This window comes from Acidobacteriota bacterium (assembly GCA_003225175.1).
Lineage (GTDB): Bacteria > Acidobacteriota > Terriglobia > Terriglobales > Acidobacteriaceae > Gp1-AA112.
Window position 1 is genome coordinate 188,784 of the sequence record QIBA01000057.1, and the last position, 15,671, is coordinate 204,454.

At 56.2% G+C, this 15,671-nt stretch carries 10 protein-coding genes; 5 read left to right on the forward strand and 5 right to left on the reverse strand.

Going from position 1 to position 15,671, the window contains the following annotated elements; genetic code table 11:
- Positions 1–24 precede the first annotated feature (24 nt).
- Positions 25–1,425 carry an aldehyde dehydrogenase family protein gene (locus DMG62_17090; protein ID PYY21865.1) on the reverse strand — a complete coding sequence of 467 codons (1,401 nt, stop codon included), beginning with the start codon at positions 1,423–1,425 and terminating at the stop codon, positions 25–27.
- Positions 1,426–1,432: 7 nt separating this feature from the next.
- Positions 1,433–2,899: a peptidase C69 gene (locus tag DMG62_17095; protein ID PYY21885.1), complete on the reverse strand. Its 1,467-nt coding sequence runs from the start codon at positions 2,897–2,899 to the stop codon at positions 1,433–1,435.
- A gap of 60 nt (positions 2,900–2,959) precedes the next feature.
- Here DMG62_17095 and DMG62_17100 point away from each other — a divergent pair, with 60 nt between their 5' ends.
- The 3 genes from DMG62_17100 (at position 2,960) to DMG62_17110 (ending at position 5,680) form a co-directional block, all read left to right on the forward strand.
- Positions 2,960–4,384, forward strand: coding sequence for a hypothetical protein (locus DMG62_17100; protein ID PYY21866.1), 1,425 nt, complete (start codon positions 2,960–2,962; stop codon positions 4,382–4,384).
- Between the two features lie 112 nt (positions 4,385–4,496).
- On the forward strand, positions 4,497–4,832 hold the full coding sequence (locus tag DMG62_17105) for a PilZ domain-containing protein (protein ID PYY21867.1): 336 nt from the start codon (positions 4,497–4,499) through the stop codon (positions 4,830–4,832).
- 14 nt (positions 4,833–4,846) lie between these two features.
- The gene (locus DMG62_17110) at positions 4,847–5,680 is read left to right on the forward strand and encodes a DNA-binding response regulator (GenBank protein ID PYY21868.1); all 834 of its coding nucleotides are present in this window, start codon (positions 4,847–4,849) and stop codon (positions 5,678–5,680) included.
- Here the strand turns inward: DMG62_17110 and DMG62_17115 are convergent.
- On the reverse strand, positions 5,670–6,482 hold the full coding sequence (locus DMG62_17115; protein PYY21869.1) for a DUF1223 domain-containing protein: 813 nt from the start codon (positions 6,480–6,482) through the stop codon (positions 5,670–5,672). The two genes, DMG62_17110 and DMG62_17115, sit on opposite strands and share 11 nt — an antisense overlap.
- 450 nt (positions 6,483–6,932) lie before the next feature.
- On the opposite strand from DMG62_17115, the gene DMG62_17120 reads away from it, so the two are divergent.
- Complete coding sequence (locus tag DMG62_17120) at positions 6,933–8,147, forward strand: ATPase (protein PYY21870.1); 1,215 nt, start codon at positions 6,933–6,935, stop codon at positions 8,145–8,147.
- A gap of 223 nt (positions 8,148–8,370) precedes the next feature.
- On the opposite strand, the gene DMG62_17125 is transcribed toward DMG62_17120, so the two are convergent.
- Positions 8,371–10,752: a hypothetical protein gene (locus DMG62_17125; GenBank protein PYY21871.1), complete on the reverse strand. Its 2,382-nt coding sequence runs from the start codon at positions 10,750–10,752 to the stop codon at positions 8,371–8,373.
- 130 nt (positions 10,753–10,882) lie between these two features.
- On the opposite strand from DMG62_17125, the gene DMG62_17130 reads away from it, so the two are divergent.
- Complete coding sequence (locus DMG62_17130; protein PYY21872.1) at positions 10,883–13,621, forward strand: hypothetical protein; 2,739 nt, start codon at positions 10,883–10,885, stop codon at positions 13,619–13,621.
- 170 nt (positions 13,622–13,791) lie between these two features.
- On the opposite strand, the gene DMG62_17135 is transcribed toward DMG62_17130, so the two are convergent.
- Positions 13,792–15,671: isoquinoline 1-oxidoreductase (locus tag DMG62_17135; protein ID PYY21886.1), on the reverse strand; the 1,880-nt coding region annotated here is incomplete at its 5' end.

Genomic DNA, 15,671 nt, shown 5'->3' on the forward strand with positions numbered 1-15,671 from the left:
GACGCTCCGAAGCTCAAAGAGTCGTTATACGAGCCAGCGCAGAAGGAAATCCTTCAACTTTGTGTATGGCGGGTAAGCTACGGGAATTTCAGGTCGGATTGACTTTCTTACTACGCCGCGTTTGTGGCTGAAGGTCTCGAAGCCGAAGCGGCCGTGGTAGCTGCCCATTCCGCTTTCGCCGACGCCGCCGAACGGGAGCTCGTCATTCTTGTGGTGCAGCAGAGTCGTGTTGACGCAAACTCCGCCTGAGCTTGTGTTGTGCAGAACAAAGTTTTCCACCTGCCGCGATCGGCAAAACAAGTACAGAGCCAGCGATTTTGGGCGGGCATTGACGAATTTGACTGCGGCACTAATGTCGGGAACTGAGATGACAGGCAGGATTGGGCCGAAGATCTCTTCTCTCATCACTGGCGAATCTGGATTGACATTGCAAAGTACCGTCGGAGCAATGTAGCGGGAATCGCGGTCCGACTCTCCTCCGACTACAACTTGGCCGCCTTCCATCAGTTTTTGCAAGCGGTCGAAGTGCCGCTCATTCACGATGCGTCCATAATCCGTGCTGGACTTCGGATCCGGTCCAAAGAACTTTCTGATCGTGGCCGCCAAAGCATCTAGCAGTGCCTGCTCACGAGATTCGTGTACCAGCACGTAATCGGGAGCGATGCAGGTTTGTCCGGCATTGAGAAACTTGCCAAAGGCGGTTCTGTTTGCTGCAGTCCTAATCTCCGCGGACTCGTCAATGATGCATGAACTCTTGCCGCCAAGTTCCAGAGTGACCGGCGTCAGATGGCGGGAGGCCGCTTCCATTACGATCCTTCCAATCGTTGCGTTCCCGGTGTAAAAGATGTGATCGAAACGCTCGCGCAGCAAGGCATTGGTCTCCGCTGCGCCTCCTTCCATAATGGTTACGCACTTCGAGTCCAAGTAGAGAGGAATGAGTCGAGCAAGAACCTTCGAGGTATGAGCGCTTATCTCCGATGGCTTGATGACCACGCAGTTGCCAGCCGCGAGGGCTGCCACGAGTGGCATCAGCGTGAGCTGAACGGGATAATTCCAGGGCGCGATGATCAGAATAACGCCGAGCGGCTCGCGCATGACAAACGACTTAGCCGGCATCAATCCGACCGGGTTGCTGACTCGCTCCGGAGCACTCCACCGCGTGAGCTTTTTCCTTGCCGATCGCGCAGCAGAGCGGACAAGACCCAGATCTGTGACCCAGGACTCGGAGCCGCACTTGCCGAGGTCTTGACGGAGAGCGTCATTTAGTTCCGAGGTGTTTTCTTCGATCAGCCCTTCGAGGCGCTTGAGTTGCTCCCGTCTCCATGCCAGAGGACGCGTAACACGCGCCGAGAAGCTTGCACGCACCTGCGCGATCATGTCGGGAAAACTTGACGTCGCCGGGAGTTCACGAACGGCTGTGCTCATGTTGTCCTCACGTGCCTCTATAGGCGCTGCCGACAGCTATGTTACGAAAACGTGCAGGCGCCGCGCCGTGTCCGGTGCCCATGGTTTGCATCGGCTGTCCCTTGCCACAATTCGGAGTGCCCCAGAGGCGCCATTCGTCGCGGGAGCAGATGGCGTCCATCGAGTTCCAGAATTCGGTGGTGATGCCGGAATACGAAGGATTCTTGAACATACGGCCTAGCTTGCCGTTCTTGATCTCCCATCCGATCTCGCAGCCGAATTGGAAATTGTAGCGCTTGTCGTCGATCGACCAGGAGCGGTTCGTCTCCATGTAAATGCCATCGTCCGTATCGGCGATCAGTTGATCGAGGGTGAACGGTTTTTCCCCGGGAAGGATGCTGACATTGGTCATACGAATTAGTGGAATGCGATTCCAACCTTCCGCGCGCATGGTTCCGTTCGAGCGCTGCTCGCCGATGCTGTGCGCGGTTTCGCGAGACGAAAGATATCCGGTAAATTCCCCGGCTCGGATGATCGGGTTCAATTGCGCGGGTACGCCTTCATCGTCATAGGCGAACGTTCCCAATCCGGGACCATGATGCTCGGTTGCGTCGGCTACTACATTCACAATCGGGCTACCGTAGCGCAGGTTGCGCAACTTATCGATCGTGAGGAACGACGTCCCGGCAAAGTTGGCCTCCATGCCGAGAACGCGATCGAGCTCGATGGGATGTCCAACAGATTCGTGGATCTGCAAGCCAAGCTGCGAGGAGCCGAGGATCACGGTGAACTTTCCTTCGGGACATTGCGCCGCCTGGTGCAGCGCCACCGCTTCTTCGCCGGTGCGTTTGGCGTTCTCGACCAGGCGCAGCTCGTCGATCAATTCGTAGCCTTTGTTCTGATATTGGCCGCCGAAGGAGTTCGGATATGACCTCTTTTGAATTTCAGTGCCGGCGAATGCGAAGGCGTCGTAGCCTACGCCGGTGACGAAGCGCGTCTGATGAATGTCGGATCCTTCGCTCGAATAAAACCATTGCTCGTAGCGGCGCAGGCTCATCTGCGCCTCCGCCAGCGTTACTCCCTGCACGGAGCGGAGTTCCTTGTCGCAGTCCATGAGGAGGGCGAGGTTTTGCTCGACTGATGTGGTGAAGGGATCAATTTTGCAGGGAGTAGTCCATTCAGCGACTACGGAGTTTTCAGGAGCAAGCTGAATCGGGTGCTGCTGCACGCGCGCCGAGGCGCGCGCGATTTCCACAGCTCGCGCCGCGGTGGTCCCGACAGACTCGCGTGATAGATCGTCAGTAGAAGCAAATCCCCACGCCTTGTTGACGAGTACGCGGATGCCAATTCCGAGCGACTCGGAATCGGCGGCGTGACCGATCTTTCCGTTTTTCGTCGCGAGTGCTCGTTGACGATCGCTCACAATGCGTGCGTCGCAATACGAGGCCCCGCGCTTTGACGCAGTATCTAGCGCCCAGTTCGCTACCTGCTTCATCGACATGAGCGCAGTATACAGAGAGGGTGGTTGCGGGCGCGTGTGTCGTCGAAGCTCAGGATGTCAGCCGTTGCTTTTGATACTCTGTTCTTCAACCCCAAGATGCTCTCCCAAGAACGCATTCACGACATCTTCTCGCGCATTCAAAAATTCTCTTTTGCAGGTGAGGTTGAAGCGATCATCGCTGGTGGACGCAGCGCGCTCACACGCTTCGCCAATAACACGATCCACCAGAACGTGGCCGAAGAAGGCTACGTTATTTCGATTCGTATTGCTCTCGATGGCAAAACCGCACGGGCCACTACAAATCGTCTCGATGATGAAAGCTTGAAGAGAGCGGTTCACTCAGCCGAACGGATTGCCCGCGTACAGCAATCTGACCCCGACTTGCTTCCGCTTGCAACTGCTGCCGAGGCAGGCAATGAGAAATCAGTTGAACGTCATTTCGGAGCCACGGCCGCGATCGAGCCGGAAGATCGAGCTGCGGCTGTGGAGCAGATCGTTAACGTAGCCAAGCAGCACAAACAAACGACCGCGGGAATCTATTCCTCTTCCGAGAGCATGGAGGCTCTGCTGAACTCGAAGGGACTAACGAAGATTCATCGTCAGACGAGTTCTGAAGTCTCGATCACCATGTTGGCTGACGATTCTTCCGGTTGGCAGAAGGCGAACTCCCCAAATGTAGCTGACCTGCAGCCGAAGCGGCTGGCGGAAGTTGCCGCGGAGAAGGCTTTACATTCGGCCCATCCCAAAGAATTACCGCCGGGGAAATACACGGTCGTTCTCGAACCAGCCGCTGTCCTCGACCTGCTTGGCTTCATGTTCTTCGACTTCGGGGGAACGGCCCTGCTGGAGCAGCGTTCCTTCCTGAACAATCGCATTGGCACTCGTTTGTTCGGGGAGAACGTCACGATTCATGACGACGTCTATCACCCGCTCCAATCGGGAGCGACCTTCGATGGCGAGGGCGTCGGCCGGCAGAGAGTGACTTTGGTCGACAAAGGCGTTGTTCGCAGCCTGGTATACTCACGCGCCACGGCGCGGAAGATGCAGAACTCGGACTTGGCATCCCAGTTCGGCAAAATTGGTCCTACCGGGCACGGGTTTCCGCTCCCCAACGAGATCGGAGATGCGCCAATGAACATCGTTGTCGAGGGAGGAAATGGGAAAGCCAAGTCTGTTAACGAAATGGTTACTTCGACCGAGCGCGGAATCCTGGTCACACGTCTCTGGTATATCCGTGAGGTCGATCCCTACGAGAAGATTCTGACCGGCATGACGCGCGACGGTACTTTCCTTATTCAGAACGGAAAGCTGCAAGGAGGGGTGCGGAATTTTCGCTTCAATCAAAGCTTGATTGATCTGCTGCAAAACGTTGAAATGTTGAGCAATTCTGTTCGAGCCAGCGGTGAGGAATCATTCGACATGGTGGTTCCCGCAATGAAGGTGAAGAACTTCAATTTCACGGAATTAACGAAGTTTTGAACTTGCCCAGGTAACTTTCCGTAGCTGCCAAAGGTGCATGTCCCTTTAGGAATCTGGCGCTGAGCCGTCTGGACTTTGGTAACTTTAACCGCCGGGAGGCAGGAGATATAACGTGAACCACAGCTACGCTAAGGGAGAGCCCGTGGACGAGTTAAGAAGTTCAGTTCGGTTCCCGCTAAAGCTTCCTGTCCAAGTTCGCGCTGAGCAGAGTGGCGTCAGCGGCCAGACGGAGGATATCTCCGCCGGAGGTGTGCTGTTTTACATGGACGCCGCCATGGACATAGGGTCGAGCATCGAATTTACTATTTCGATGCCAGCCAGCGTACTGGGCACAGCAACAGATGTCATAGTGAAATGCACGGGACGTGTGGTACGCTGCTCCAAACAAGGCGATAGGACGGCTGTGGCAGCAGTAATCGATGAATACCACTTCGATCGTGCCCAGTAAGCCGTTTGTCCAACATGAGCAGCAGCGGCGCCTCTAAACCATCACCGAAATCTGCGCCAGCGAATCCGGGAGATCCCAACATAGCTTCGAATGGAGCTGAGTCAGTTCCCGTCGAAGCTCAACTCGGCACCTCGATTCGTGTGATTCTCGCGGACACGCAGGCCATCTACCGCGTTGGCACCAAAAAGATCTTTGCTCTGGAGGATGACATTCGCGTCGTCGCTCAGGCAGAAAATCTTGGCCAGGTGCTCGCTGCGGCCGCAAAGTTTCCCGCGGACGTTCTGCTGTTCGAAGCAGCCATCTCTCCGAACTCTCCAGAAGCGATTTCTGAAGTTTTGAAACGGGCTTCCAATCTGAAAGTGATTGTGCTTTCGCCGGAGAACGATGAAGACACCACGGTGGAATATTTCCGGCGCGGTGTTCGTGGACTTCTGCCGAGAAGCATTGCCCCGGAAATGCTCGTCAAGTGTGTGCGCAAGGTGGCTGGGGGGGAAACCTGGATCGACAATCAGAGCGTCAATTGGGTAATTGAAGCCTACCGCGCGCAAGCCGCGCAGCTTACCTCTCCGCGTCCCAAAACGAAGCTCTCTGATAAAGAGCTGCTCATCATCTCCTGCGTCACGCAAGGCATGCGAAACAAGGAAATCGCCAGCGAGATTGGTACGACTGAGCAGGTGGTTAAGAATTATCTGCGAAAGGTGTATGACAAGCTTGGCGTCTCTGACCGCCTTGAGCTGGCGCTGTATTGCATCCACCATCGCTTATTGCAAGGCAGCGGACGGGGGCAGATTCCCGACGAATCGGCGGCGATTGCTGCCGCGAACAACGTAGCTGCGATTACCGAGTAGCGATCTCGTTCAGTATCCTCACTGTAGCGCCAATTACTCCTCCGTTTCCCGGCTCCTGGACGAATGCAACCACGCGCAAATTGTCTTTCGCCAAGTCCCTGGGTAAACGGATCTCAAAGTCCTTCTGCAAGCCCTCCTGACCGACCTTCGCAACCTTTTGCAGGCTCCGAAGAACCGCTACATGTCGAAGCTCGCGGCCAGAGTTTTCGCCTCCTTTTACTGGAGTTTCGTCGGAATTATCTGCAACTGCGACGAACAACTCGCCGCGCTTGTGGCCAGGCGGGAGGGCTCCTACTTCAAGCTTCACTTTAAGCTCGCTGCCGTCGACGTCAGCCTCTCGAATCAGCACAGAAGCTTTGGATTGTGTTGCTGCTTTTTCGAGAGCGGCTTGCAACAAATGACCGTTATTGCCAAGTAATTCCTGCTTCCCGTCAACGACCATTTGGGGGGTGTAGGGTTCCCGACTACCAAGACGGCGAGCGTACTCTGCCTGGCGATCGGTATATTCCCGGGATGAGAAACGATCGCGCCATCCAGTACCGTCCCAATAGTCCACGTGCTCCCCGAGAACGACGATCTCGGTTTTCAAAACATTGCGACGTTCGTCAAGTGTGCGGAGGAGTTCGTCGGCAGGGGGACAACTCGAGCATCCTTCAGATGTGAAGAGCTCAACGAGGATTCCGGCAGGCGGTGAGTCGGATGCTTGAGCAACGGTGCCTGAGCTTGATTGCGCTCCGAGTGCGGGGACAAACATCAGACACGCCCAACACAACAAGAACACTGATGCGAGGATCCGTCGCATGTGAGTACGATTCTCAGCCTGCAATGACGTTACATCAAGTTAGGGAAGATTCGCAGGAAGCATGGCACAAGTTGGGACGAATGCACGTCGGCTCCACAAAGCTACGCCCGACTTTGCGATTCCTCAACCGCCAATCGCCCTTCTACCGTTCGGCCGTTGGCTCCTGAACGTCGCTCGCTCGCGCCGCACGGGCACAGAGCCACCGCCAGGCACATGCCTACGCTCCACAGCGCAGTGAGGCCAAACACCCAGCGCATACGCTCTCCTAATAAACATCTGTGGACGATTGGATTTTTTCGGGAAGAGATCGGATTCTGCTATTGGGTAATCCGATAGTAATCCCATTTTGGTGACGTAATTGCAATCTGCTGCAACCTGAGGCTTTGTATTACAACTATCGTCGAATTCCATGCAATCCGGTACACTGCGTGCGCCTGAATTCGTCCCCTCATGACTGCATTCGGTCCACTCACAATCCTTTGCATTGCCAGTTACGAAAAAGGACACGAGTTTCTCCGGGAAGCCAAGCGGCAGGGAGCGATCGTGTTGTTGCTCACATCCGAAAGTTTGATGAAGACCGCAAGTTGGCCATCAGAGAGCATCGACGAGATTTTCTACATGGCGGATGTGAACAAGAAGTGGAACCCGCAGCACACGATCCTAGCAGTGAGCCATTTGGCGCGGAATCGGAAGATCGATCGCATCGTGCCTCTGGATGATTTTGATTTAGAGACTGCGGCGGCTCTGCGCGAGCATATGCGTATTCCCGGAATGGGCGAGACCACCACACGCTATTTTCGAGACAAATTGGCAATGCGATCGCGAGCGAAGTTTGCGAAACTGCCGGTTCCGGATTTCGTGCGCCTGCTTAACGACGGTGAAATACACGAATTTACCCGCGGGGTGCAGTCTCCGTGGATGCTGAAGCCGCGATCCCAGGCGGGTGCCATCGGTCTAAAGAAGATTGCGAGCGAGCATGAGCTTTGGAAATCGCTGGAAGCCTTAGGTGACGAGCGCTCTTTCTATCTTCTCGAACGATATCTTCCGGGACAGGTCTATCATGTCGACACCATCGTCTTTCACGAAAAGCTACTCTTCTGCAATGTAAGCAGGTACGGCGCGCCTCCGATGGATGTCACTCACCAGGGAGGAGTGTTTACAACGCGAACTTTGGCTTCGGACGATTCAAGAACGAAAGAACTCTGCGAGCTGAATTGGAGGGTGCTGCAGGCGTTTGGGTTGGTGCGGGGCGTCTCACATAGTGAATTCATCGTGGCTCGGGACGGAACCACGTACTTCCTTGAAACAGCGGCTCGCGTAGGCGGAGCGAACATTGCCGAGCTGATTGAGGCAGCGACCGGCGTGAACTTATGGCGAGAGTGGGCCAAGGTAGAGCTTGCAGGAGAAGAAGGAAGCTATGCTGCTCCGCCGACGAAGCGAGACGCCGCAGGACTGCTAATCTCGTTAGCCAAGGAAGAATGGCCGAGTACCGAAGAGTTCAAAGATCCCGAAATTGTGTGGCGCATGCGAAAGGCCTGGCACGTGGGTATGATCGTCCGCTCTTCTCACCATGAGCGGGTCGAGGAATTGCTGCGGCAGTACTCCGATCGAGTGCAAGAGAGGTACATGGCGTTTCAGCCGCCTCCAGACCGTCCGATTCATTAATGCCGTCGTTTTCTGCCGCTCAGTCGCATTATTTGCTTCAGGAGGGGCACGGATTCTGCCCGTGCGGTGAGTGGCAAAATATCGTTCCTTTGTGACATTGGCGGCTTAGCCGCGCAAAGGCCGCGGCCGAAGCCGGCTTGAATGCAGAGAATATGGCTCGATTCTCGGCACGGGTAGAATCCCTGCCCCTCGCTAACCAGTTTGCCTAGGAGTGAAGAATGCCTTAGTGTCCGAGCCGCTCTTCTCGCGCCGCGCGTACTCGAGCAAGCCCATTGCGAGCGGTGCTGTTCATATGATCCAGGCGCAAAACGATGGTGTACTCATACCGCGCGAGTGGATAATCGCCGGCTCCGGCTGCAGCGTCTGCCTTGCGCAGGAGATCAGGAATGTCTTTGCGCGTGAAGCCCTCCACCTCCTGGGGCTCTGCAGCTCTTGCCCAGCGCTTCCGAGCGGCGTTAGTGTCGGCGGGCTTTGCGGGTTCTGACTGAGCGTCCTCTTCACCCGAAGCTTCCGATTTCACAAGCGGGTTTGAGCTAGCTGAACTCGTTGCCATCGCTTGGGTTCTGGGAGGATCTGGTGTCGAAGCGGGCTGCTGGACCGCACTTGGAGGCGCAGCGTTGGTGTCTGGTGTCGCGACTTGAGTTGAACTTGTGTGTGTAGCACCGCTGTTTTGCACAGGTGCGGAGGCTGTCGTTTCGCCTGAAGCTGGTGAGCTTTTAGTAGCAGCTGGCGCGTCCGCCTGCCCCGCAGAATTTTCCGCAGCAGTCTTTGCACTCTCGGGTTCCGGATTGGAACTCGGCGCTTCCGAAGATGTCGTGCTCGGCTGATTGTCGGTGGCCGAGGCGCCATCCGCGGGCTCGCTAGCAGATGGTTTCGGCGCTACTCGCGTGATCGTGATCGTTCTTCCGGCAACGGTAGGGAAGGCTCCGGTGCGCGACTTTACGCGCAGAGCCCAGCCGATGGTCGCTAGCAGCATTAGAAGCGCAGTCACAGTCAGCCATCCGAAGGTGTTCGCAGGACGGCGCCGAGGTTCGACTGCCTTGATGCGAGTTGAGCTGAGTGGACGCGGCTGAACAGGCGCCCCGTCTGCAATCTTCTCCGCGGTGACAGGATGCTCAGCGGCAGGCTTTAGTAACGCTGCTTGCTCGCGGAAGGCATCGCGCATTTCCTCGCAGGTTTGATAACGTTCTGCCGGGTTCTTGGCTAGAGCTTTGCGGATAATTGCGTCAATGCCATTCGGCAGCGCCGGATTAATTACCGAAGCGGGAACAGCGTCTTCGTGAATCAGTTTGTAGAGAACTGCCGGCATCTCGCCCTTGAAGGGTTTCTCGCGCGTGAACAGTTCGTAGAAGACTGTACCAAGCGAGAAGATATCGGAGCGTTGATCTAACTTCTTGCCGCTAGCCTGTTCCGGCGCCATGTAAGTTGGGGTTCCGACGACCACCCCGGTCATCGTCATGTTGGTGTCGCCAAACTTCGCGATGCCGAAATCGAGAACCTTTACTATCCCCTCAGCGGTGACCATGAAGTTCGCGGGCTTAAGGTCGCGATGGATTACACCGTGCTGGTGCGCGAATCCAACTGCGCTGCACATCTGGTCGGCATAAGACAACAGCGTTGGAAGTAGAGGGAGTTTGCCGGCATCGAGCAGGCTGCCTAGCGTTTTGCCCTCAACGAACTGCATACTGAGGTACACGAAGCCGTCTTGTTGCCCGATATCGTAAATCGTGATGATGTTGGGATGGTCGAGTCCACCGGCGGCCTTGGCCTCCATCTTGAGCCGATCAACCAGCTCGACGCCATCGCCGAAATTGCGCTGGATGGAGATAGTTTTGAGCGCGACGGTGCGGCCGATCACGTTATCGTGAGCCTTATAAACAATGCCCATTGCGCCGCGGCCGAGTTCCGACTGAAGCATGTACCGGTTCGAAGTCGCAGTGCTGGTGGCTCCAGTTTGACCAGCCTTGCGCACATGCGAATAGGTTGATTCATCGGTCCACAGCAGCTCATAAAGCGCTTCAGATCCCGGCGCAGCAGCACGAAATTCCTTGGGCCCAAATTGAAATCCGGGGATGTTTCTGGCTGTCTCGTAAATCTTCTCGCTCACCAGAATCTGAGCTGAGTTTGCCTCCGCGAGCAGGGTGGCCGCTGGCGCTGCATTGCTGGAAGAGGCAGCTTGCTCACTGTAACTGCGGATCATTACAGCGGCGACGATCTGGCTGCCGCTGGCTGCTGGATTTCGATGGAATGTGAGCAGCTTTACCTGCAGGGTCTTTGCTGCGGATAGGGCGTTAAACAAATTCCCAAATCGGGCAGCAAGAGTGCTCCCGCGCACTTCAGAAACTCTTCCTTGTCCTTCGGCGACCACATGGCGAATCAGTTCCGCTAAGGATTCGTCCGCGGCGCAGTCGAGATCGCGCAATTTCTGTTGCGGTCCTGGGTACTCCCACAGGCGAACGGAGAGCGTCGCTGCAGGAATGAGACGCTCGTCGGTCTGGGCGCTCTCCTGCTTCTCGCGCGAATTGGGTGTGTGCTCCAACGAGTTCATTGCGACTGGAATATGGGTGCCGAGCGCTGGGGGATGGCGCCTGCGTGCTTCTCCCACGGGTAAGAATAACGAGGAATCACGATATCTCCTTGATTACCTAAGTGCCTGATTCTTTAGTTCTTCGACACCGGGCGGATGTGGCCCTATGCTACCGTCAGAATTCTCCCCAGAAGGCGCTTACTCCGGAATGATTTCGCAAAAATACAGCCCAAACCAGGCAGGCGGACGTGTGCTGACAGCACCGCGCCTGCCAAGTCGATTGTTGCGCTTCTTTGCCGTTATTGCGCTCTGTTGTTTTGCTGCATCAGCGCAGGCAGCAAATACCCGGATGACGGCGATTGCTTTGTTTGACGGTTCTGATGGGCCTGCCTACGTGCAGATCAGCGGCGTCACTGTGAACGGCAAGACCGAGCTGCGCTTATGCGATGGTGTCACCAAGATCGAAAAGCGGAATTACGATTTGTTATTTAAGACGCAGCTTGCCGGAGCAAGCTCACTTGAGCGCGGCGCCGACGGCGTGTTTAAGCTGACCGTCAATTCCAAACCTCTTTGCGTAGTTCCGGCCAGCCTGAAATTTGACAAGAAGTCTGAGCTCACTCCCGCAGAAGCCGCTGATCAGGCGGTGTTGCAAGGGCTTGTCGTTTCGTCCTCAACTCAGGGATTAGGACTTCCAGTCTTCAAACCCGGAGTGCGCCTGGTATTCGTCGCCGCTCCCGATGATGAACTCGCCGCTTATCTATCGGCCGATCGAGCGCATTCCATTTCGGCGTGGCAGGCGTTTGTGATGCGCTACGGATCTTCAACGCGCGCGGCTGACGCCAAAAACGCGATGGCAGCAATCTACGAGGAGTCGGCAGCGTTGGTATTTGCGGAATACCGCAGATCGGCAACGCACGGGGATCTCACACGTCTGAAACAAGCCCAGCAGCAGGCAGACGAAGCCGAAAAGAGCGTCATTGGCTATGCTCCGGCGCGCAGGGTGAAGGAGCAGATCAATAAGGAACTGGATTCGTTGCTGGAATCCGATCGCAACGGTCTGCAAAATTTTCGTAAAGCTCTTACAGAGCACACCGCCGGTTATGCGCAGCTTGCCTCAGCGAAGCAGCACACCGAACAGGTACTCGAGATAAATTCCCAATACGCTTCTGCGTCGAATTTGCATGCCGAAATCGTCGGCGAACAGCGCAAATTAGCCTCAGCTGTCCAGAGCGCGGAAGCACTGCTGCCTGCAAAACGATATGACGAAGCGATGGCTGCTCTTGGCCCGTATCGGTCATTTGCCTCGGAGCTGCCGCGAATCGACGCCGTTATGTCAGCCGTGTACACCGTGCATTTTGTGCGCGGCCAGGAATACGGCAAGACTCAGGCATGGGATCAAGCGTCCTCAGAATTTCGCAAAGCGCTGGATGTCCGCGGCGATAGCAAAGAAGCCGCCGCCGCTCTGAAGAACGCTGAACTGCAGGCGAACGCCGCCAGCAACAAGCGAGCGGCACAGGGCGCGGTCGTCCAGAGCCGGAACTATGCGGAGAAGGGCGAATATGTTGAAGCTTATGAAATCCTGGCGAACCTACCCGACGCGCAGCAACCTTACGTCACCGATCAGCTGGTTGCACTGCAGAGAAATTACGTAACCGCAGCGTTCAAGCGGGCACAAAAACTTCAGGAAATTCATGTTCCCATTCGGGGACGTGCCGACGAAGATGCTGTTCGACAAGCCTATGATCTCCTCGAACGTGCCACCAGCCTCAGCGGAGATCCTGCGATGAAGCTCAAACGCGATCTGCTCTCGGATAAGATCAGCGCGTACTACGTTGAGCAGGCGCAGAAATACCTGGGCAAGCCGATGGGGTCAGGAGTGGGCCTCGGCTGGCTGTATTTAGGAGAAGCCGAGCGATATAAGCCCAATATGGGAGTTGTTCGCGAGGCAATGGCACGCTATGCGTCTGCTTATCAGCTGCGATCCAGGCTGTCGGTAGGCGTTGTGCTTCGTGACCAAAGCTCCCGCCGCGATAATCTCGGCTTTGCTGACCAGCTGCGCGACGCAATTGCCAACAGCCTGGAGTCTTCTGGGCTCCCAATCAAAGCGCTTCGTCAGTTCAACGAGTCCGACCCGGTACAGCCAAACTTTGCGGTGGTTGCGGAGATTCTTGAGCATCGCGTGCTGAAGAACACCAACCTCGAGACGCTCCAATCGAAATATCGAGCCGGCACACACGAGGTGAAAAACCCGGCATGGCTGCAGGCAAATCAAGACTATGATGCCGCCCAGCAGCAGCTAAGCGCCGCACAGCGTGCGGCGGCTGACGCGCAGTCGCAGCACAAAAAGAAAGAAATAATTCTAGCTGTCAATGATTCCGTGGCGGCAGCGCAGAAGCACGCAGCCGAGGCACGCCATACACTCGAGACCATAGAACAAACCCGGCCGGAAAACGTAATCGAGCCTTATAACTACATGAAGAAAAACATCGATCTAACGGCAGTAATCGAAATGACGTTCCGAATCAAGGACCAATCCGGGAATGCGATTGAAACTCCCGTTTCCATCAAAAAAGATGATCATCAGGTAGTGGTGGTCCTCGAGAATGTCAAGCCTGAAGACACGGAAGGCGTCAGGAAGCAGAGCACGGAACCCGATCAAGCGCAATTCCTCACAGATCTGGAAATCCAGGCCCGCGACGCACTGATTAAGTCAGTTCGCGAGAAGGTTTTGCTGCTTCCGGGAAAGATACTCGCAGAAGCTCGACGACGCGCGCAAACGGGTGACCTCGACGGCGCCGCGGAAGAATACGCTCTTTACATGAACGCGGTGAACTCGGACGGTTCGCAAGGAAGAGAAGAAGCAACTAACTTCCTGCACGATCATTACAATGTGACCGTGGGAGCACGAGGAAACACTGCCGAATCGCGACTGCGAGCCATGCGCTGAACGACTGCGATTAGAAGTGATGTCTGATGTTGCGCTTTAGCGGCAGAGATGGCTGCTGCTCGACAAGAGATTTATCTCAGCGGCTAAAGCCGAACCATAATGGGATCGCAATGACCGCACGGATAAATCCGTGCTCTTCCCTAAAAAATTCGGGCGTATTTCCGCCAGTATTAGCCCGCAGCCTTTTGGCCTGGCATGCCGTTTGGAACCAGCGGCATGCCACGCAGGCGCTTGCCAGTAGCGTTGAAGATTGCATTCGCGACCGCGGGAGCTAGTCCGACGATTGGCGTCTCACCCGCGCCGAAGGGGGGAACGTCTTTTCGGTTGATGATCTGCACCTCAATCTGTGGAAGATCGCGGAAGCGGGGCACGCGATAGGAAGAGAAGTGCGGATTGAGCACACGTCCATTCGCGAAGTGCACATCCTCAAACAGTGCTCCGCCGAGACCTTGAACGATCGCGCCCTCAATCTGATTTTGGAGACCGTTAGGGTTCACCACCGGACCGCAGTCCCACACCTCGACGACGCGAGCGATGCGCGGATTGCCGTCCAGTTCAATGGCTACGTCAGCACACGTCGCGACGTACCCGCCTTTCTCAAAGCCACCGGCGATACCGAAACCGCGTGATGCAGACGATTTCCGCTGTCCCCAAGCGAAGCGCTTCGCTGCGGTTTCAAAGACGGCGCGCAAACGAGGATCGGTAATGTTCTTTAATCGAAACTCCAGCGGGTCCATGCCGAGTGCATGAGCAAGCTCATCCATGGCGCTCTCGCGCGCGAAATGGTTAGCCGTGGCTGCCAGCCCGCGATACGACCCCTGACGCAAAGGCGGCGCCGACGCGGGATGAAACTGAATCCGCTGATTTGCAGCGTTGTATTGAGTATTGATAGCAGCGGGGCCGGAGTTGTAGTTGTGGAACTCCCAGGCGACTAGCGTTCCGTCGTTTCGCGCACCTGCGTGCACGTCGATCACTCCCGCTGGACGAAAATATGCCCAGGTGAACTCCTCCTCGCGCGTCCACTGCAACTTCACGGGCTTGCCCGCGGCTTTTGCCAGCCGCGCCGCTTCTACCGCGCACTCTCCCGTGTGCTTTCCACCATAGCCGGATCCCGTATCGGGAACAGTCACGCGCACATTCTTTTCGGGAATATGAAAGGCCTGCGCGAGTTCGTCGCGAACTGCGAAGGGACGCTGTGTGCCGGTCCACACCGTCAACTTGTCACCGTTCCATTCGGCGACCGCTGCGCGAGGTTCCAGTGGCGCATGCTGGATGTAAGCCACGGTGTATGTGCTCTCAATTTTCTTGTCCGACGACGCCATACCGCTTTCGACAGAACCAGTCTCATGCAAGTTAGAGCGGCCTCCGCCTTCTTGGCCCTGCGATGGAGCAGGAGCGGGGGAACTCTTTCCACGCAAGAACTCATAGAGTCCCGTTTCTGAAATCTGCTGTGAGGTATTCCATTGCGCCTTAATTGTGCTGAGAGCGCGGGCCGCGGTTGTGGAATCGCGTGCCACTACGCCCACAAAGTCTCCATCATGCACGACGGTTACATCTGGCGTTCGCTGCGCTTCCGCAGTATCGAGCGAGGCGAGCGTCGCATGAAAACCTGAAGGACGCAGCACTTTGCCGTAGAGCATTCCGGGACGCGTCAGGTCCGACGTGTACTTGTGCCCGCCCGTGACGAAGTCGCGGCCGTCAATTTTGCGCACTGAGGTTCCCGCGACCTTCCACTGCTCAGGCGAGGCAAGCGGCGGATCCTCTGGGATAAGCTTCACCAACTGCTGTCCTTGCAGAAGTTCTCCATAGCGCACGGAACGGTTACCTGCCGACTCTCGGATTGCGCCATCCGCAGCCACAAGCTTGGAGCGGTCAGTTCCGAAGCGTTCCGCGGCTTTGTCGATCAGCATCTCCCGCGCGGCAGCGGAGATATTGCGCAACTCCGTTCCCATTTGGGGAGTCGTACGGCTGCCGAAGGTCCCCATATCGAAAGGACATAGTTCTGTATCCGCCATAACCATCGTGATTGTGTTCACTGGGACATGAAGTT